At 72.3% G+C, this 18,886-nt stretch carries 20 protein-coding genes; 12 read left to right on the plus strand and 8 right to left on the minus strand.

The annotated features are described in order from the left end of the window. Window positions 1-4 precede the first annotated feature (4 nt). The 3 genes from IE317_RS08430 to IE317_RS08440 form a co-directional block, all read right to left on the minus strand. Complete coding sequence (locus tag IE317_RS08430) at window positions 5-883, minus strand: expansin EXLX1 family cellulose-binding protein (protein ID WP_229902557.1); 879 nt, start codon at window positions 881-883, stop codon at window positions 5-7. Next, the gene (locus IE317_RS08435) at window positions 880-1,908 is read right to left on the minus strand and encodes a glycoside hydrolase family 43 protein (protein ID WP_191307945.1); all 1,029 of its coding nucleotides are present in this window, start codon (window positions 1,906-1,908) and stop codon (window positions 880-882) included. Before IE317_RS08435 ends, IE317_RS08430 begins: the two co-directional genes overlap by 4 nt. Before the next feature lie 89 nt (window positions 1,909-1,997). Further along, entirely contained in the window at window positions 1,998-3,194 is a 1,197-nt protein-coding gene (locus IE317_RS08440; RefSeq protein ID WP_308443394.1) for an RICIN domain-containing protein, read from the minus strand. Here IE317_RS08440 and IE317_RS44395 point away from each other — a divergent pair. Then, complete coding sequence (locus IE317_RS44395) at window positions 3,193-3,447, plus strand: hypothetical protein (RefSeq protein WP_229902558.1); 255 nt, start codon at window positions 3,193-3,195, stop codon at window positions 3,445-3,447. The genes IE317_RS08440 and IE317_RS44395 overlap by 2 nt on opposite strands. 143 nt (window positions 3,448-3,590) lie before the next feature. Here IE317_RS44395 and IE317_RS08445 read toward each other — a convergent pair whose 3' ends face one another. From IE317_RS08445 to IE317_RS08455, 3 genes are read right to left on the minus strand one after another with little or no spacing between them, the layout of a single operon-like run. Then, window positions 3,591-4,181, minus strand: coding sequence for a tetratricopeptide repeat protein (locus tag IE317_RS08445; RefSeq protein WP_191307947.1), 591 nt, complete (start codon window positions 4,179-4,181; stop codon window positions 3,591-3,593). Window positions 4,182-4,203: 22 nt separating this feature from the next. Next, complete coding sequence (locus IE317_RS08450; protein WP_191307949.1) at window positions 4,204-5,025, minus strand: hypothetical protein; 822 nt, start codon at window positions 5,023-5,025, stop codon at window positions 4,204-4,206. Next, window positions 5,022-5,384, minus strand: coding sequence for a hypothetical protein (locus IE317_RS08455; RefSeq protein ID WP_191307951.1), 363 nt, complete (start codon window positions 5,382-5,384; stop codon window positions 5,022-5,024). The genes IE317_RS08450 and IE317_RS08455 overlap by 4 nt, the downstream gene beginning before the upstream one ends. Before the next feature lie 83 nt (window positions 5,385-5,467). On the opposite strand from IE317_RS08455, the gene IE317_RS08460 reads away from it, so the two are divergent. The 8 genes from IE317_RS08460 to IE317_RS08495 all read left to right on the plus strand — a co-directional run bounded on the left by IE317_RS08460 (window position 5,468) and on the right by IE317_RS08495 (window position 14,539). Beyond that, window positions 5,468-8,923: a CHAT domain-containing protein gene (locus IE317_RS08460; protein WP_191307953.1), complete on the plus strand. Its 3,456-nt coding sequence runs from the start codon at window positions 5,468-5,470 to the stop codon at window positions 8,921-8,923. 252 nt (window positions 8,924-9,175) lie between these two features. Next, window positions 9,176-10,498 (plus strand): sensor histidine kinase, encoded by a 1,323-nt coding sequence (locus tag IE317_RS08465; protein WP_191307955.1) that lies wholly within the window; start codon window positions 9,176-9,178, stop codon window positions 10,496-10,498. Then, on the plus strand, window positions 10,495-10,911 hold the full coding sequence (locus IE317_RS08470; protein WP_191307957.1) for a roadblock/LC7 domain-containing protein: 417 nt from the start codon (window positions 10,495-10,497) through the stop codon (window positions 10,909-10,911). The genes IE317_RS08465 and IE317_RS08470 overlap by 4 nt, the downstream gene beginning before the upstream one ends. Before the next feature lies 1 nt (window position 10,912). Next, window positions 10,913-11,272 carry a DUF742 domain-containing protein gene (locus IE317_RS08475; RefSeq protein WP_191307959.1) on the plus strand — a complete coding sequence of 120 codons (360 nt, stop codon included), beginning with the start codon at window positions 10,913-10,915 and terminating at the stop codon, window positions 11,270-11,272. Window positions 11,273-11,324: 52 nt separating this feature from the next. Further along, window positions 11,325-11,858, plus strand: a complete 534-nt coding sequence (locus tag IE317_RS08480; RefSeq protein WP_229902611.1) for a GTP-binding protein — start codon at window positions 11,325-11,327, stop codon at window positions 11,856-11,858. Beyond that, window positions 11,855-13,063, plus strand: a complete 1,209-nt coding sequence (locus IE317_RS08485; protein ID WP_191307963.1) for a cytochrome P450 — start codon at window positions 11,855-11,857, stop codon at window positions 13,061-13,063. Before IE317_RS08480 ends, IE317_RS08485 begins: the two co-directional genes overlap by 4 nt. 72 nt (window positions 13,064-13,135) lie before the next feature. After that, entirely contained in the window at window positions 13,136-14,035 is a 900-nt protein-coding gene (locus IE317_RS08490; RefSeq protein ID WP_191307965.1) for a sulfotransferase domain-containing protein, read from the plus strand. 120 nt (window positions 14,036-14,155) lie between these two features. Continuing rightward, a complete protein-coding gene (locus IE317_RS08495; RefSeq protein ID WP_191307967.1) occupies window positions 14,156-14,539 on the plus strand; it encodes a hypothetical protein in 384 nt (127 codons plus the stop codon). A 4-nt stretch (window positions 14,540-14,543) separates the two neighbouring features. Here the strand turns inward: IE317_RS08495 and IE317_RS08500 are convergent, their stop codons facing one another. Further along, window positions 14,544-14,900: an L-rhamnose mutarotase gene (locus IE317_RS08500; RefSeq protein ID WP_191307969.1), complete on the minus strand. Its 357-nt coding sequence runs from the start codon at window positions 14,898-14,900 to the stop codon at window positions 14,544-14,546. A 26-nt stretch (window positions 14,901-14,926) separates the two neighbouring features. Further along, window positions 14,927-15,685: a FadR/GntR family transcriptional regulator gene (locus IE317_RS08505; protein ID WP_191307971.1), complete on the minus strand. Its 759-nt coding sequence runs from the start codon at window positions 15,683-15,685 to the stop codon at window positions 14,927-14,929. Between the two features lie 151 nt (window positions 15,686-15,836). Between IE317_RS08505 and IE317_RS08510 the strand changes: the two genes are divergently transcribed. Genes IE317_RS08510 through IE317_RS08520 form a run of 3 tightly spaced genes read left to right on the plus strand, consistent with a single transcriptional unit; the run spans window position 15,837 to window position 18,885 of the window. After that, on the plus strand, window positions 15,837-17,105 hold the full coding sequence (locus tag IE317_RS08510) for an ABC transporter substrate-binding protein (protein WP_191307974.1): 1,269 nt from the start codon (window positions 15,837-15,839) through the stop codon (window positions 17,103-17,105). Window positions 17,106-17,110: 5 nt separating this feature from the next. After that, complete coding sequence (locus IE317_RS08515; RefSeq protein ID WP_229902559.1) at window positions 17,111-18,058, plus strand: carbohydrate ABC transporter permease; 948 nt, start codon at window positions 17,111-17,113, stop codon at window positions 18,056-18,058. Further along, window positions 18,058-18,885, plus strand: a complete 828-nt coding sequence (locus IE317_RS08520) for a carbohydrate ABC transporter permease (protein ID WP_191307976.1) — start codon at window positions 18,058-18,060, stop codon at window positions 18,883-18,885. The genes IE317_RS08515 and IE317_RS08520 overlap by 1 nt, the downstream gene beginning before the upstream one ends. Window position 18,886: the final 1 nt, after the last annotated feature.

An 18,886-nucleotide genomic window follows, 5' to 3' on the forward strand; every position in this document is an offset into this window, starting at 1 on the left:
GGGTTCAGTGCCGCGCGAACTGCCGTGACGTCGGCTGGCTGACGCCGGGCTTGACCGGCAGCGGATCGATGACCAGCCGTTCGCCGTAGATGTCGGTGACCGCGACGGAACCGCCGCACCCGGCGCCGTTCTCCGACAGGAAGTAGTTGTAGTCCGTGCGCTGCAGCCGTTTCCAGCTGCCGCCCACGCGAACTTCCAGCCGGGCCACCGGGTTGCGGTGGCCGATCACCTGGATCCCGCACCAGTACTGGGACGAGCCGTCCTTGTAGTGCAGGGAAATGTCCGGCACCGACGGCGGGTCCACCAGCTTCCAGGTGACCGGGAGCTCGCCGAGGTTGCGCGCCCCGAGCCGGTCGAACGCCTTCGGGTTCAGGTCCACCTGGCCCACCCGGCACGGCGCCGGGCACAGGTTGGTGATCCGCACGGTCACGTTCGCGCCGTTGGCCGCCTGCACCCGGATGTAGGCCCCGCACGCCAGGGAACCCTCGAAGTCGGCGACGTTCATGGCCGCGTTCAGCGGATCCGCGCTCGCGTCGTACCCGCAGGCACCGGTGCCGTCGGTGTCGTAGAACGTGGCGACGCCGGAGTGGGGCACGCCCGGCTTGATCCGTCCGGCGAGCGGCGCGTCCCCGGAGGCGGCGGCCGAGGTGGTGGCGGTGGTGGTGGACGTCGGAGGCGGAGTGCTGGACGGCGCCGAGGTCGTGGTCCTGGGTGCAGGCGGCGCCGAGGAGGTGGTGGCGATCGCCGGCGTGGCGTCCGACCTGCCTGCCGCAGCGGCCGGGGTCGGGCGGTCGGCGCGGGCCGCCACCAGGACGACGACCGTCGCGGCCACCACGAGCACCGCCACGAGCGACCCGAGCACCGCGCGCCTGCGGCCGGTCACCGGGCGGCCAGCCGGTCGTATTCGGCCCGGGTCACCGGCAGGACGGTGCCGTGCCGGGGTTTGCCGGGCAGCTGGGCACCCGCCACCGGGCGCCAGTCGCCGGAGTCCAGGTCCGTGGTTTCGAACGGCCGGTACCCGGCGCCGCCGTACTCGTCGATGAACAGGTACCACTTCTTTTCGGTGTTCGACCGGAACACCAGCGGGCCCTCGCCGCCGACGATCGCGTCCTTGCCGAGGCACTCGCGCACCAGGTGGTAGCTGCGGCTCAGGAGCACCTCGGCCTTCTCCTCGGTGACGTACCGGCCGCACGGGGTCGAGCCACCGCCGCCGGGGCCGCGGTCGTCCTGGGAGAACCGGTAGTACTTGCCGCCGTCGCGGATCACCGTGGAATCGATCACCGAATGCCCCGGGTCGAACCACGTCTTCGGCTCGCTGAACGTGCGGAAGTCCCGGGTGGTCGCGAACATGATCCGGTTGTGGGAGGTCGTCACGTGGCCCGGGTCGTCGGCCGGGTAGATGTTCGACGCCCAGAACACCACGTACTCGCTCCGCGCCGGGTCGTAGACCGCCTCCGGCGCCCACACGTTGCCCGCGGTTTCCGGCGCGACCGGCACCAGCCGCGGCGCGCTCCACCGCACCAGGTCCGCCGACTCCCACACCACGATCGAGCGACTGCCGTGCCGCCACGACTGCTCCCAGTCGTCCCGCCCGTACATCCGCAGGTCCGTCGCGATCAGGAAGAACCGGTCGCCGCGCGGCGACCGGATGACGAACGGATCGCGGACACCCTTCGTCCCGACATCGGACCGCAACACCGGACCACCACCGGCCGGTTGCCGCCACCGCAGCGGGTCGTTGCCCCGGCTCAACGAGAAGTACACCTGCTCCCCGTCGGGCGTGCCCTCGCCGGTGAAGTAGGCGAACAGGTATCCGGCGTACCCCGGGCGGGCACTCGCCGGACCCGCCGGAGCCAGCAGCCCGGCTGCGATCAGCAGCATCGAAGCCAGGATCCGGAACCCCCGCATGCCTGTTTTCCTCCCTCGAGCCGCCGCGTCGCCGAATGTTAGCGTTCACATCCAGGCGGCGGAAGAGGAAACCGGCTCTCGCGAGCGGCTCAGGAAATCGTCCACACCTGGTTCGCGGCGCCCGTCCCGCCGAGCTGGGCGACGGGCGCGCCGCTCGCGGTCGACGACACCCCGATCGCCAGGCCGCTGCCGACGTTCTGCAGGATGTACTGGTTCCCGGTCAGGCTGCCCACCAGGTCCGCGGTCCACTGCTGGCCGGCGCCGCCGGTGCAGGTCCACTGCTGCAGCTGGACGCCGGTCGCCGTCGATCCCCCCGGGACGTCGAGGCACAGGCCGCTGTTGACGTTCACCGCCGTGAAGACGTTGTCGGCGATCTTGGTCATCCGCCACTGCTGGTTGGTGCCACCGTGCGCGGGCCACTGGATGATCTTGCCGCCGGTCGCGGTGGAAGCACCCGAGGCGTCCACGACCATCCCGCTGTCGGCGTTCTTCAGCACGCGCGGGCCGGCGGCGGGCAGGCCCGCGTTCGCCGACCACGTTCCCGCGTCGGTGTCGAGGGTCCAGGTCGGGTACTGGCCCAGGTTGACCGTCGTGCCGCGGATCGTGAGCGGGAGCCAGATCAGCGGCGAATCGCCCATGGCGTTGCCCGTCCACCGGTCACCCGCGTAGACGTAGGTGGTCGCCGAACTGCCCTGGACCGTGATGATGTTCGCGGTCTGGCTGTTGTAGGTGTTCGTGCCCGGCGCGGCGAAAGTGCGGAACGGCGACCACGGTCCGGCGAGCGATGTTGCCGTCGCGTACACGTTGTCGTTGGTGGCCCACCCGGTGAGGTGAGAGGCCAGCAGGTAGTACGTCCCGGCGACCTTGATCACGGCCGGGGACTCGTAGTTCGGCAGCGTCGCCACCGCATCCGCCACCGACAGGTAGTCCGCGGACAGCCGGTAGATGCGCAGGCTGCGGCCGGCGTTCTCGCTCAGCAGGTAGGCGGTCCCGTCGGTGTCCTGGAACAGGCCGATGTCGCGGCTCTGGTTGCCCAGCGGCTGGAAGCTCCCCCGGTAGCTGTACGGACCGCACGGCGTGGGACTGGTCGCCACCCCGACCCGCTGGTCGGAGTAGCTCGTGTTGTCGATGTGCAGGTACATCACGTACGTCCGGGTGGTCGCGTTGTAGATGACCTTGGGCCGTTCGACGATGCGGTTCGGGCCGAGGTCGCCGCTGCCCTGCTTCGCCAGCGCGATCCCCTGGTGGGTCCAGTTCGCCAGGTCGTCGGAGGTGTAGCACGGGATGTCCTGGAAGGCGGTGTTCGCCGTCGTCTGGGCGGTCTTGTCTTCCCCGAAGCCGTACCAGGTGGTCCCGGCCCGGACGAATGCCCAGGCCGTGCAGCTGCAGCGCGCGGCCGGCGGTGTCCGTGCGCCGGGCGCCGAGGGTGAACGTGTTCACCGCCGCCTGCGCCCGGTCCGCGGGCACCAGAACGCCGGCCAGGACGGCGATCAGGACGACGAGGAAAGCGAGCGGCCGGCTCGGGCTCTGGTGCGGTGAGCTGGACATCGGGTGTCCTCTCCCTCGGGGTATCGAACCGGTTCGGCGGATCGAATCGCCAGGATGGTAACCGAGCCAAGGCCAGGACCGGGAAACTTACACCGGCACGGAAGAGCCAGTCGAATCGGTTCGAGCACGCCCGATCACAAGTGGCGCAGCACGATCTCCAGGTTGTGCGCCACTTCCTGGGTCAGCGGGTCGCCGCCGCCGAACGCCTTCATCGCCGCGTGGTACGCCGCCTGCAGCGTGGTCGCGGCGGCCTGCTTGTCCCCGGTCAGGTACAGCGCCGCGCCCAGGGTCTTGGCGGTGTCGATCGTGTCGGGGTGCTGCTCCCCCAGCTTCCGCGTCCGGCGGCTCAGCACGTCCCGCAGGACGGGCAGGCCTTCGTCCCACGCCCGCAGCATGGAGAGGGTGCAGCCGAGGTTGTGGCCGTACTTCAGGGTTTCCGGGTGGTCCGGCCCCAGCACCGCCACCGCCCGGCGGCGGGCCTCCCGGTGGCTGACCGCCGACTCGGGGAGCCGCTCCCGCTGGAACTGCGTGGAGCCGAGGAGATCGAGGACGGCGAGGGTGCCCGGGTGCTCCGGGCCGGCCGTGGTCTCGCAGTCGGCGACCAGGGAGCTCAGGCTGAGCTCCGCCGCGGCGAACTGCCCGGCGTCGAACATCGCGCCCGCGGCACGGGCCCGGCGGTCGAGGTCGGCGGGCAAGGCCTTGGGGCGCTTGGAGAACAGTCCCATTCGTGAGTCCTTTGCAAACGTCTCAGCCGGCTTTGCCGAGGAGGTCGTCGAGGGTCCGGCCCTCGGCCGGGCCGACCTCGGTGCCGAGGGTGAGGCCGAGCTTCGCGGCGAGATCGCGCAGCCGCAGGTCGATCGCGGCCTCGGCCAGTTCGGCGAACTCCGCCATGGTCGCCCGCAGCCGGCTCCACGCCGTGAGCAGCACCCCCGCGGCGATCAGCAGCGCCGGCCACCACAGCACACCCGGGACCAGGTACAGCAGGCCCCAGCCGGCCAGCGTGCCGGCCTCGGCGTACCGGGTGCGGACGTCGGTGATCGGGCGTCGCGCGTCCTCCTCCAGCAGCAGCCACAGCCGGGGCCACACCAGGCTCGCGCTGACGTAGTACTGCGCCCGGACCCGGACCTCGATCAGCCGGGCCCGATCGCCCAGCCACGTCGGCCGCTGCGGCAGGTAGGCCGGCACGACCGTGGTGCCGGCGCGCTCCGCGGCGGCCACCGCCCGGCTCCGCCGCGACCACCGTGACCGCTGGAGCAGGCCGCCCGTGACGAACCGGTCGCGCAGGCACCAGCGTTGCACCAGGCCGCCCAGTCCGCCCGCGGCGGTGCCCGCCAGGCCCGCGGCGGCGAGCACCACGGCGGCGAAGACGGCCGGTCGCGCGGGCCGGGTGGTGAACTCGCGGCCCGCCCGGTCGGCCGCGGCCGACAGCCGGGCGTAGCCGAACGCGTGCTCGTGCCCCAGCACGGAGGCGGCGACCACGACGGCGACGAGGAGCAGGCCCGGCAGCAGGATGGCGGTGACCCAGCGGGTGCCGAGCCGCTTGCCCACCTCGGTCAGGAAGCCGGTCACTTCGGCCGCATCGAGGCGTCGAAGGCCGCGCAGCGGGGCGGATGGCCGTTCTCGTCCCGGGACGCCACCCGAGCGCACCGGTCGAGCGGGCAGCCGTACTCCCCCGCCCCGACGCCGGGTGCGCGGCCCCGGCCCGGCAGCGCCGCGATGCCGAGCGCCGGCCGGTCCGCCCAGCTGCGCGGCGCGCCGTCGGGCCCGACCGGACCCCACTTCTTCAGCGCGGTCTTCGCCGGGCCGCCCTGTTTCACCCGGTCGGCGTCGCGGTCGAGCCGGTCGAGCACCCCGCCCTGGCGCGCCGCCGCCCGCAGCTCGGGCAGCAGCAGGCACCACAGCGCCAGGTGATCGGCTTCGGAGTCCACCCCGCCCCCTTCCGACGTCGGACGATCACGGAGTCTAGCCATCCGCACTACGATCGGTGGTCAACCGGTCGCGAGGGGGCGCAGTGTTCGGGCGGCAGAGACGTCAGGCGGACGACGATTTCGTCAGCGGCGCACTGTGGGAGGGCAAGGCGTGGCTCGACGCCTTCGAAAGCTCCGGTGACCTCGCCGCCCTCGAGCAGGCGATCGCCGCGGGCACGGCCGCCTTCGAGCGGGGCGATCCGGCCGCGCCGGAGCGGTCCGCCACCCTGATGTTCCTCGGTGACGCACGGCTGCGGCGGCACCAGGCCACCGGCTCGGTGCCGGATCTCGACCAGGCACTGGCGCACTACCGCGAGCTGCTGCCGCTCGTGCGGGCGGAGCAGCCCGACCTGGTCCCGTTCTCGCTGGCGGCGATCGCCGAAAGCGCGCTCCGGCTGGGCGTGCTCACCGGCGACCGGTCGCGCGCCGAGGAGTCGGTGCTCGCCACCAGGGAACTGCACCTGCTGGCCGGGTCGACCGGCGCGGTCCACCTCTTCGCCCTGGTGATCGAGCTGCTGGAACGGGCGCTGGTGGCGCTTCCCGGCGATCACCCCGACCGGGCGGCGATCGGCGCGCTGCGCTGCACGGCCCTGGTCCACCACATCGAGGGCACCGGTGACCCCGCCCTCCTCGGCGAGGCCGAGGAGGAGATCGACCGCGCCCTGCGGCTGTGCCCGCCGGACGACGGCAACCGCCGTCCCTTCCTCACCGTGGCGGCCGACGTCCGCCGCCTCCGGCACGACCTCGAGGGCACCCGGGCCACCCTCGACGCCTTCCTGGACGCGGAACGCCACGTCCTCGACGTGCACCCGCCGGGCCACCCGGTGTGGACGATCACCGTGCACAACCTCGGCCGGCTCTACCGCGAGCGCCACGAGTCCACCGGCGACGTCGCCGACCTCGACACGGCGGCGCACTACCTCCGGCAGGCCATCGAGCACGCGCCGGACGCGGATCTGCGGGCCGCGGCCGAGCGCGGGCTGGCCGATGTGCTGGAGGCCCGCGGCCCGGTGCAGGAGTACGAACCGCCGCCCGGCGTCACCCTCGAGTACGTCGCCGGCCCCGAAGATCCGCGGCGCCCGCTCGCCGAGGCGGCCGGCGACCCGGCCGAGCTGGTGCGGCACGGGAACCGGCTCTCCCGGCTGCTCGGGCAGTACCAACAGTCGCGCGACCACACCTTCTTGGACCGGATCTGCGCCGACGGCGAAGCCCTGTTGGCCGCGTTGCCGGCGAAGCACCCGCGCCGGTGGCTGATCGAGATCCGGCTGGGTCCCGCGCTCATGCTCCGGTACGAGCTCACCGGCGACCGCGCCGATCTGGACGCCGCGATCGACCTGCAGCGCGCCGCGATCGGGCGGCCGGTGGACGGCCCGGCCGACCTCCTCGACGAGTTCGGCAACCTCGCCGCCGCGCTGGTCAACCGGTTCCTGCGGGACCGCGACAGCGCCGACCTCGACGAGGCGATCGCGCTCGCCCGCCGGGGTGTGGAACTCGACGAAGCCCACGCGACCACCAGCTCGGCCATCCTGGGCAGCGCCCTGTTCTACCGCTACAGCCACCTCGGGCGCCGCCACGACCTCGACGAGGCGATCGCGGTCGGCGAGCGGACCGTGGCCACCGCCGGGCCGCTCCGGATCGCCAACGCCCGCGCCGGCCTCGGCAACCGGCTCCGGCAGCGCTTCCTCGCCACCGGGGACCCGGCGGACATCGACGCGGCCGTCGAGCACCTCGAGGCCGCACTGCGCCGCGAAGAAGACGTCCACACCCGCCTCAACCTCGGCCTGGCCCTGAGCGACCGCGGGCAGACACGCGCCGAGCGGCAGGACCTGCTCGACGCCGTCACCGCCTTCACCACGGTCCGCGCGGCGACCGGCGAACAGGCGCCGCTGCACACGATCGCGGTCCAGGGCCTCGGTGAGGCCTACCTCGCGCTCGGCCGTCCGGACGACGCCATCGCGGTCCTCTCGGCGCTGCCCGAGGGCCGGTCGTTCGACCGGATGCGCGTCCTGGTGACGCTCGCGGGCCTGCGCGCCGACCGCGGTGACGACGCCGGTGCGGTCGCCGACCTCTACGAGCAGGCCGTGGCGCTGCTGCCCGTGCTGGTGTGGCGGGGGCTCTCCGCGACCGACCGCGGACGGCTCGTCTCGCAGTGGCCGGGGCTCGCCGGTGACGCGGCCGCGGCGGCGCTGGCCGCGGGCCGTCCGGAGCGCGCCGTCGAACTGCTGGAGCACGGCCGTTCCCTGTGGTGGAGCCAGGTGCTCGACCGGCGGACCGACCTGACCGGGTTGCGGGCGGCGCACCCCGAGCTCGCCGCCCGGCTGAGCGCGGTGGACCTGGACGCGCCGGACCGGCGGGCCGCGGCGGCCGAGTGGGACGCCGCCGTCGCGGAGGTCCGGACCCGGCCCGGTTTCGAGAACTTCCTGCGGCCGACGCCGTTCGCGGAGCTCGCGAAGGTCGCGGCGGCCGGCCCGGTCGTGCTGGTCAACGTCAGCCGGATCCGCTGTGACGCCATCGTGCTGGCCCCGGACCGCGGCCACGTGATCCCGCTGGCGGGCCTGACCCACGCCGAGGCGCAGGACCGCACCCGGGCGTACCTCGCCGCGACCGCGAAGAAGGGCACCGGCGGGCTTTCCTCCGGGCCGCGGGAGCAACTGCTGCTCGGGTACCTGGAGTGGCTGTGGGACACCGTGGCCCGGCCGGTGCTCGACGAGGCCGCAGTTCCGCCCGGGTCGCGCTTGTGGTGGTGTCCCACCGGTCCCCTCGCGCCGAGCCCGCTGCACGCCGCCGGCTACCACGACCCGGACGACCCGCCCGGCCGGTCGGTGCTCGACCGCGTGATCTCCTCCAGCACCCCGACGATCCGGGCGCTGTCGCACGCCCGCCGCCCGGCGCGGCCGGTGCGGCACCGGCCGCTCGCCGTCGTGTGCGAGCAGCGTCCCGCCTACGTCACCGGCCTGCCCGACCTGCCCGCCGCCGTCCGCGAAGCCGAGGTCCTCGCCGGGCTCTTCCCGGGCGGCACGACCCTGGCCGGTGCGGCCGCCACCACCTCGGCCGTGACGGACCTGCTGACCGGTCACTCGTGTGCCCACTTCGCGTGCCACGGCGGCACGGCCCCGGACGGCGAAGCCGCGCTCTTCCTCGTCGACGGCCCGCTCACCACCACCGACCTCAGCCGGCTCGACCTGCCCGACGCCCACCTGGCGGTGTTGTCGGCGTGCCACACCGCGATGCCCGACGCGGCCACGCCGGACGAAGCCGGCCACCTCGCCGCGGCCCTCCAGGTCGCCGGGTTCCGCCAGGTCGTCTCGACGTTGTGGGCCATCGGCGAAGAAACGGCGGCCGCCGTCACGGCGAGCCTCTACGGGTCCCTCGCCGCGCCGGACGGCACCCTCGACCCGGCGGGTGCGGCCGCCGCTCTGCGGACCGCGGTCAAGGAATTGCGCGACCGGTCGCCCTACGAGCCGAGCAAGTGGGCCCAGTTCGTCCATTTCGGACAGTGAGCTGCGCGTTCCCCGCCCCTTCCGAGCCGATTCGTCGGTGATTGACTTTCCGGGAACACCGGCGACCGGCGAAATTCGTGCCGGAGAAGATTGACTCTTACGGACGGGAAAGATCGGCGCTAGGGTCGTCCTCGCCCTGGCGACGCTCCCGCTCGCCCATGCCGTGAAATCCGCTGAAACCCCGGCGCAGCCCGAGATCCGGGTGCCGCGCGCCGTTCGTCCTGTCTCCGACCGCCCCCGAGGACCCGATCGATGTCAGTGCACTTACCCGCCCGCTACGTTCTGCCGGTCGCCGTCGTCGTCACCGGTGCGGTGTGGTGGTGGATGACTTCCCAGGCGGCCGGGGCGGACCGGACGTTCGTGGCCTGGTACGGCGGGGCGGCCGCGGCTGCGGTGTGCGCGGCGGTCACGCTCGCCGCGCACTGCGCGCAGGCGGCGCGCCGCCACCGCGGCCGGATCGAAGCACTGGACGCGGAAGCCGCCCGGCTGGCCGACGACACGGTGCCGGCCCTGGTCGAGCGGATGCGCGACGGAGCGTCGGCGGACACCGCGCTCGCCGAAGTGGCGGGTTCGGCCGAGGGCGCCCACCGGCGGCTGCTGGCGACGATCGCGCACGAGATCAGCCGGGGCGAGCGGATGCGCGCGGCCACCACGGCGGCCTGCGCGAACGCCGCGGGTCGCGTGCAGGCGCTGGCCATCAGCATGCTGGCCCACCTGCGGGAGATGGAAGGCCGCTACGACGAGAACGTCCTGGGCGACCTGCTCGAACTGGACCACAGCACCGCGCAGGCGGGCCGCCTGGCGGACAGCATCGCGGTGCTGACCGGAGCGCGGTCCGGCCGCCGCTGGACCAAGCCGATCGTGATGGAGAGCATCCTGCGCGGCGCGATGGGACGCATCAGCGCCTACCAGCGGATCCGGACGCACTCGACCAGCACGGTCGCCGTCGCCGGGTACGCCGCCGAAGGGGTCATGCACGCGCTGGCCGAACTGATGGACAACGCCACCAGCTTCTCCCCTCCCTCGGAGGACGTGCACGTGTACGTCGAAGAGGTGCAGGCGGGGGTCGTGGTCACGATCGAGGACAGCGGCCTGGTCATGGGCCCCGCCGCGCTGGAGCGTGCCGTGCGGGCGGTTTCCGCCGAACCGCTCGACCTGACGACGCTGTCCGGGACCCGGCTGGGCCTGGCGGTGGTGGGGTGCCTGGCGCGCAAGCACGGCTTGAGCGTGCACTTCCGGCCGTCCGCGCGGGGCGGCACCGGCGTGGTGGTCATGATCCCCCGGCTGCTGATCACCCGGTCCGAACCGGACACGCCGCCGGTCCCGCCGTCCGCCCCGGAACCCGCGGAAAAGCCCGAACCCGTACCCGCCGTCGCTGCTGTGTCCACAGTGGAGAGTGCGGCGTCCGGGTTGCCGCAGCGGCGTCGCGGGCAGACGCTGGCGGCCGCGCCCAAACCGCCACCGCCGCCGCCGAATCCCGCACCGGCCCGGGCCGACGCCGGCGCGAAGTTCAGCGCGTTCCACGCGGCCGGCCGGGGAACCCGCCCGTCCGCTTCCTCGGAGGACAGCCGATGAACACCGCAGAGCACGATCTCGACTGGCTGCTGGAAAACCTCCTGGCCAAGACGCCGGGCACCCGGCACGCCCTGGTGCTGTCCAAGGACGGCCTCAAGCTCTGCCACACCCGCGGGCTCACCACCGACCAGGCCGACCAGCTGGCCGCCATCGCCTCGGGCATCCAGAGCCTGGCCTACGGCACGTCCATCGAGTTCGGCGACGGCACCGGCGGCGTCCGCCAGTCCATGACGGAGTTCCACGGCGGCATGCTGTTCATCGTGGAAGCCGGCGCCGGGGCCCACCTCGCCGTGATCGCCGGCGACGACGCGGACGTGGGCCTCATCGGCCACAACATGAACGAGCTCGTCGAGCAGCTCGGCGAGTACCTGACCGCGCCGGCGCGTTCGCAGCAGCCCACCGCGGCCGGGTGACATGAGCCGGCGAGACCTCCACCGCGAGGACCCCGACCGGTTGTACACCGTCACCGGCGGGCGCAGCCGCGCGAACGAGAGCGCGCTGGACCTGGTGACGCTGATCGTGAGCGAAGGCGATCCGGTCCCGGGCATGCAGTCCGAGCACGTCAAGATCCTGCGCCTGTGCCGTCACCCGACGGCGATGGTGGAGGTCGCCTCGGAGCTGGGTCTTCCGGTGAGCGTCGTGAAGATCCTCCTGTGCGACCTGCTCGACACCGGCCGGGTCACCGCCCGCCACCCGTCCTCGGCTCCCGCCGACGCCGATCTGCCCGATCTCGAAACCCTGAAGCAGGTACTCGTTGGACTGCAGAAGCTCTGACCAGGACGTCCGTACTCCGCTGCCGAGCACCGCCAGGGACGCGCTGAAGATCGTGATCGTCGGCGGGTTCGGCGTCGGCAAGACGACCATGGTCGGTTCCGTCAGCGAAATCCGCCCGCTGAGCACCGAGGAAACCATGACGCAGGCGGGCGTCGGGATCGACGAGGGTGCCTCGCCCGGCAAGACCACCACCACGGTCGCGTTCGACTTCGGGCGGATCAGCCTGAACGAGCAGATGGTGCTCTACCTGTTCGGCGCGCCCGGCCAGGAACGGTTCTGGTTCCTCTGGGACCGCCTGTTCGCCGGGACGCTGGGCGCGGTCGTGCTGGTGGACACCCACCGGCTGGCCGACTCCTGGTACTCCATCGACCGCCTCGAACACCACGGGACGCCGTTCATCGTCGCGCGCAACAACTTCGGCGAGCCGGAGCACTCCCTCGACCAGGTGCGGCAGGCCCTCGACCTGCCGGCCGAGGTGCCGCTGATCGACTGCGACGCCCGGCGGCGCGACTCCAGCAAGACCGTCCTGCTGGCCCTCGTCAACCACCTCTTCGCCCTGTCCTCCGCCCGGGAGACCACTTCATGAGCACCCTCCGGCCCGACCTCGCCACGCCGCTGTCCGGGCCGCGCTTCCAGCGGAATTCCGCGGACCTCTACGCGGAGATGCGGCGCGCGCACGGGCCGGTGGCCCCGGTCCTGCTCGACGGGGACGTGCCGGCGTGGCTGGTCCTCGGCTACCGCGAGGTGCAGTACGTCGTGAGCAACCCGGAGGCCTTCGGGCGCGACTCGCGGCGGTGGAACGCCTGGGACCGCGTCCCGCCCGACTGGCCGTTGCTCCCGCTGCTGGGCCACCAGCCCACGATGATGTTCGCCGAGGGCGCCGAGCACCGGCGGCGGGCCGAGGCGCTCGACGAAGCACTCGGCGCCGTCGACCAGCTCGACCTCGGCGCGCGGGCACAGCAGGTGGCCGACCAGCTCATCGACGCCTTCGCCGGGAGCGGCGAAGCCGACCTGATCACCCAGTACGCCGACGGTGTCCCGCTGCCCGTCGTCGCCCGGATGATCGGCGTGCCGGACGCGGAGACCGCCGAGCTGGTCCGGGACGTCTACCGGACGCACGCCGCCGGCGAGGGCGCGAACGAGGCCTACGCGCACGTCCGGGAGAAGGTACGGCTGCTGGTCGAGGCCCGGCGACGCGAGCCAGGGCCGGACGTCACCTCGCGGCTGCTGGCCCACCCGGCCGCGCTGGCCGACGAGGAGATCACCGAGGACCTGCTCCACCTGATGAACGCGGGCCAGCTGCCGACCGCCTACTGGATCGGCAACACCCTGCGGCTGATGCTCACCGACGACCGCTTCGCGATGACGCTGTCCGGCGGCCGCCGGAGCGTCGGGCAGGCGCTGAACGAAGTGCTCTGGGAGGACACGCCGACGCAGAACTTCCCGGGCCGGTTCGCCGTGCACGACCTGCGGCTGGGCGGCAAGCAGATCCGCAAGGGCGACCTGCTCATCCTCGGCCTCGCCGCGGCCAACCAGGACCCGCTCGTCCGGCCGGTCCCGCAGAGCTCGACCGGCAACCAGGCGTACCTGTCGTTCAGCCACGGCGAACACCGGTGCCCGTACGCGGCCCAGGAGATCGCGAAGGTCATCGCCGAGGCGGCGATCGAGGTGCTGCTCGACCGGCTCCCGGACGTGGCGCTGGCGGTGCCGGCCGGCACGCTGGCCTGGCGGCCGTCGCCGCTGTTCCGCGGGCTGGCGGCGCTGCCGGTGCGGTTCACGCCGGCCTGGTGATTCCCCCGGCCGCGGGTACCCCGGCCGCCCGGACCGTGGGATTCTGGCGGCTCACCAGGCGGGGAGCCGGAAATGGGCGGGTTGCGGCGGTATCGCACAGTGGTGTCCGACAGCGCGTTGTGGGACCGCTTCCGGTTCCGCAGCGGGGACATCGTGATCAGCACGCCGCCGAAGTGCGGCACGACGTGGCTGCAGATGCTGTGCGCGTTGCTGGTCTTCGACACCGCGGACCTGCCTCGCCCGCTCACGGAGATATCCCCGTGGCTGGACGCGACCACGTACGACACCACGGCGATCCTCGCCGGCCTCGAGCGCCAGTCCCACCGGCGGTTCGTCAAGACGCACACCCCGCTCGACGGCCTGCCGTCCGAGGCGGGGGTGACCTACGTCTGCGTCGGGCGTGACCCGCGGGACGCCGTGCTGTCGTTCGAGCACGCGGTGGCCAACATCCACCCCGACGCCGTCCCCGCGGGCGGCCTCGGCCCGCAGGCCGCCGCGCCGCCCCCGGCGGATCCGGTCGAGCGGTTCCGGGTGTGGGCGGACGCGGACCCCACCCCGGAGTCGGCCTCGTTCGGGGTGAGCCTGGCCAACCTGGTCCACCACGTGCGGACGTTCTGGGATCGGCGCGGAGAGCCGCAGATCGCGCTGTTCCACTACGCCGACCTCAAGGCCGACCTGCCCGGCCAGCTGCGGCGCCTGGCTCGCGTGCTTTCGATCGACCGGTCTTCCGAACGGCTGGAGCAGCTCGCCGCGGCGGCGACGTTCGACCGCATGCGCAACCGCGCCGACGAGCTGGCTCCCGGCGTGGACGCGAAACTGTGGCGCAGCAACACGGACTTCTTCCGCTCCGGCCGCAGCGGGCGGTGGCGCGAGCTGCTCGATCCCGCCGCCCTCGACCACTACCACCGGCGCGTGGCCGAGCTGGCGCCACCCGACCTGGTCCAGTGGCTCCATCCGGACGAAGCGCGCTGACGTTCGCGGCCCGCGGAGTTCCGGACGTGCCGCCGATCGGGTGATATCCGCGGCCGGCACTCAACCGGCGCACAGCTCCGGAGTGGACGGTGCGCACCGCCGTCGACACCAGGAGGAACCGTGCGCAACCACCGCCTGCCCACCCTCGCCGGAGCGGCGCTGCTGGCCGCCTTCGGCACCGTCGCCGTGGCCCCGGCCGCGTCGGCGCACGACGCCTACGCCGAGGTCGTCAACTGCAGCTACCAGGGCGCGATCCGCTGCGGTTACGGCGGCGTGACCAACGGCCACACCCGGGTGTACGCGTGCGACACCTTCAGCGACGGCTACGGGTTCCGCACCGAGTGGCGGACCCGCAGCGGCGGCGGTGGCGGCGTGGACGACGCCAACGGCAGCAGCTCCGGGTGCAGCGCCAAGGTCCCGGGCACCTCGGCCAACCCGGTGACCATCTTCCGCGTCTGCCAGAAGACACCCACCTGGCTCTGCTCGCCCTGGCAGAACGCCTGAGCGATCAGGTGGCTTGACCGTCCACAACGGACTCCGCAGCGAGGTGCCAAACCTCCGCCATGGGCGTCCACCAGGAGCCGCCTTCGCGAGCGGAGAGCGATTCCTGGCAGGGGTCGGTCAACGCCCACCAGCGCTGCGTCTCGGGATCCGCGGCGATGCGCGCCTGGTCGGCGTCGTGGTCTTCGCCGACGTACTCGTAGTACCCGAAGAGCAGGTCGTCGTGCAGGAAGATGGAAAAGTTGCGGATGTTGGCCTCCCGCAGCATCCGCTCGACGCCGGGCCAGACCGCGGCGTGCAACCGCAGGTACTCCTCGCGCTTTTCCGGGCGCAGGCGGATCAGCATGCCGTAACGCTGGACCATGGAACTCCTTCCGGACGGGATGGCGATCACCGCTCCAGGCGGGCGGGATCACCGGACTCGGGACGGCGCGCGAGCCACGCTTCGGTGATGTGGTCGAACATCGCCTTCGCCGCGCCGCCCGAGTCGCCGGCCGCGATCCGCTCGTAGACGCGGCGGTGCCCCTTGTTCGATTCCACGCACAGGGCACGCTCGCTCGGCCCCACGTAACGGGCGGTGTTGACCACCTGGCTCTCCAGCGCGCGCACCACGCCGCGGGCGAGGCGGTTGCCCGAGACCTGCATGATCGTGTCGTGGAACGCGAGGTCCTGCTCGCGGTAGGCGTCCGGCTCGTCGACCAGCTCGTCCATGAGGTCCACCAGCGCGCCCAGCCGGTCGACGACGGCCCGGCTCGCGGTCCGGGCGGCGACCAGCGCCATGTCCGATTCGAGCAGCCGGCGCGTCACCACCAGGTCGTCGAGGACGGCCGAGGTCTCGTCCTCGGCGATCACCGCGGCCAGCACGAGCTCGTCGAGCATGTTCCACATCGACGCCGGGTTCACCACCGTGCCCGCGCCCTGCCTCACCTGGACCAGGCCCTTCGCCTGCAGCAGCTTGACGGCCTCGCGCACGACGGTCCGGCTGACCGAAAAGCTCTCGCACAGCACCGGTTCCGCGGGCAGCGACGTCCCCGGCGGGTGGACCCCGCGCACGACGCGTTCCACCAGTTCGGCTGTGACCGCGCTCGCCAGGTTCGCGGGGCGGCGCACCCATTCGGGGGCCACGGGTGGCCGGTCTGATGCCGTCATCGTTCCTCCGGTCGCGCTCGCGCCGACGTCCGTCGAGCGCAGGGGAAGTTTACACAGCCGCAGCGTTGACGTCATACGTCATACGAGTTACGTTTCTGCGCACTGCGCCGGGCCACTCCCGTCCGGCCACCGTCTGGAGAAGTGAGCAGCAATGAAGCAGCGCACACTATTCTCGGCCGCCCTCCTCGCGGCGCTGGCGTTGACCGCGGGCTGCGGAAGCGCCGCCGGCCCGGCCACCCCGACCGGTGACGCGAGCGGCAAGCTCGTCGTCTGGGACTGGAAGTCCGGTGACGCCAAGGCCGCGGGGTACGTGGCGAAGGCCAAGGCCGAGTTCGCCAAACAGCACCCCGGCGTCACCGTCGAGTTCGTGGCCCAGCCCTTCGACCAGTACTACACACTGCTGGGCGCGGCGATCCAGGCCAAGAGAGGCCCGGACGTCATGCTCTTCAACGGCGGCGGCCAGATCCGCGACCGGGTCGCCGACCTCGTGCCGCTGGACCCCTACGTCGCCGACGACCGGTCGCGGCTGTCCGGCTGGGACGCGTTCGCCAAGGACGGCAAGGTCTACGCCGAGCCGGTCACCCTACAGGGCCACCCGGTCTACTACAACAAGGAGCTCTACCAGAAGGCCGGGCTGAACCCCGACGCCCCGCCGCGCACCTGGGACGACTTCGTCCGCGACTGCGGCACCATCTCCGCCAAGACCGGCGCCAAGTGCCTCGCGCTGGGCAACAAGGAAGGCGCCGGGATCCAGTTCTTCCTGTCGGCGCTGGGTTCGGCGAGCCTGACGCCGCAGGAGTACACCGACTGGATCGCCGGCAAGCGCGACTGGACCGCACCGGACGTCAAGCGGATCTTCGAGCTCTGGAAGCAGGCCGGCGACGCCGGGCTGAACACCGACGGCCCCAACTCCACGGCGATGTTCAACGACGCGTTCGCGCTGTTCCAGTCCGGCAAGGCCGCGAACGTCATCGGCCTGATGTCCGACGTCGGGCACTGGAAGGACTTCGCGGAGTTCCTCGGCGCGGACAAGGTCGGCGTGATGACCGCGCCGCAGGTCAACCCGGCCGCCACGCCGAGCCTGCCGTACGACGGCGGCATCGGCTACGCGGTCGCGAAGGGGACCAAGGACCCGAAGCTGGCCGCGGACCTGGTGCGGTCGCTGAGTTCCACCGACGCCCTGAAGTCCTTCTACGCCGACAGCGGCGCGATCGCCGCGGACACCTCGATCGACGTCTCGGCGGGCGGACCGGCCGTCGCGAAGATCGTCTCGGAGGTCAAGGGCGGCAAGCCGGCCCTGCACGTCGCCCTCTCCTCCAAGACGCTCGACCTGATGGGGCGGCTCTCGCAGCAGCTGCTCAGCGGCTCGGCCGGCGTCGACGACGTGCTGCAGCAGCTCGCCGCGTCGGACAAGGGCTGAGGAGCGTGACCGGGTACTCCCCCGCTCGGGTGGACCGGGCTCCGGCCCGGCCCGCCGGAGAGCCCGCGCCGGCCCGGCGTGCTCCGCGCGGAACGCGACTCGAACGCTTCGCGCCGCTCGTCCTCGTCGCCCCGGCCGTGCTGGTCGTCCTCCTGCTCCGGCTGTGGCCGCTGCTGCTCGGCGTCAACTTCTCGTTCACCGGCGACGGCGATCGCAACGGCACGGCCGTCGGCTTCGACAACTACGTGACGCTGTTCGGCGATCCGCTGTTCCGCACCGCGCTGCGCAACGTCGGGCTCCTCGTGCTGCTGCTCCCGGTCGCCGTCGCCATCCCCGGTCTGCTCGCCACCTTCATCCACCTGAAGGTGCCGGGCCACCGGGTCTACCGCGGCGTCTACTTCTTCCCGGCCGTGCTGTCCCCGGTGATCGTCGGGGCGATCTTCAACCTGCTGCTGGCCTTCGACGGGCCGGTCAACGCCGTTCTCGGCCTCGTCGGCCTCGGCCCGGTGGACTGGCTCGGGAACCCGGGGGTGGCGATCTTCGCCGTCGTCGGGGTGCAGGTCTGGGCGACCTTCGGCATGGCACTGGTCGTCTTCCTCGCCGGATTCTCCACTTTGGACGCTTCCTTGCTGGACGCGGCCAAAGTGGACGGTGCGTCGCTGCCGCAGACCATCCGGCACGTGATCGTCCCCGGGCTGTCGCGGACCATCCAGTTCGTCTTCGTCACCACCATGATCGGGCTGCTGACCTCGATGTTCGGCCTGCTGTACGTGATGACCAGCGGCGGCCCGGCCGGCTCCACCTACTTACCCGAGTACTACATCTGGATCCAGCAGGGGCAGCTGAACCAGCCCGCGCTCGCCTCCGCGGCGTCGACCGTGCTGTTCCTGATCATGCTCGTGGTCGGCCTGGCCGAGATCGGCATCCTGCGCCGCTCCGGAAGGGAGGACTGATGACGGGGTCCCGGCTCACGAAGTGGCTCGCCGCCGTCCCCATGGCCGCGCTGGCCCTGGCGACGATCTACCCCCTGGTGTTCACCGCGAACGTCGCCATGAAGGACCGCCGCGAATACACCCTCGACCGGTTCTCCCCCGCCGGGTCGCTGCACTGGGACAACATCGCCCGCGCGTGGACGAGCGTGGGGACGTCGCGGTACTTCCTCAACTCGGTCGTCGTGGTGGCCTGCTCGGTGGTGGTGCTGCTGCTGCTCGGGTCGATGGCCGGGTTCGCGCTGGGGCGCCTGCGCTTCCGCGGGTCGTCGGTGGTCTTCCTGGGCATCCTGACCGCGTTGTTCGTGCCGTTCCAGGTGATCATGGTCCCGCTCGCGCGGATCATGGCGGGCACCGGGCTCATCGACACCTATCCGGGGCTGGTGCTCGCCTACGTGGCGCAGTTCCTGCCGTTCACGGTGTTCCTGATGACCACCTTCTACGCGTCCGTGCCGCCGGAGATCGTCGACGCCGCCCGCATCGACGGCTCCACCTTCTACGGCGTCTACTGGCGGATCATGCTGCCGCTGGGTGCCCCGGCGCTGCTGTCGGTCGGTGTGCTCAACGCGCTGTTCTGCTGGAACGACGTCCTGATCTCGCTGCTGCTGATGCCGTCCGCGGAGCACCGGACGCTGATGGTCGGGGTGACCGCGCTGCGCGGGCAGTACTCCGCCGACATCCCGACGTTCGCCGCGGGCGTGCTGATCGCCGCGGTGCCGGTGCTGCTCGTCTACCTGTTCCTGCAACGCCAGATCGCCGACGGGGTCACCGCCGGGTCCACGAAGGGTTGAC

Origin of the sequence: Amycolatopsis bullii (assembly GCF_014654205.1) — a bacterium.
In the GTDB taxonomy this organism is placed as follows: Bacteria; Actinomycetota; Actinomycetes; order Mycobacteriales; family Pseudonocardiaceae; genus Amycolatopsis; species Amycolatopsis plumensis.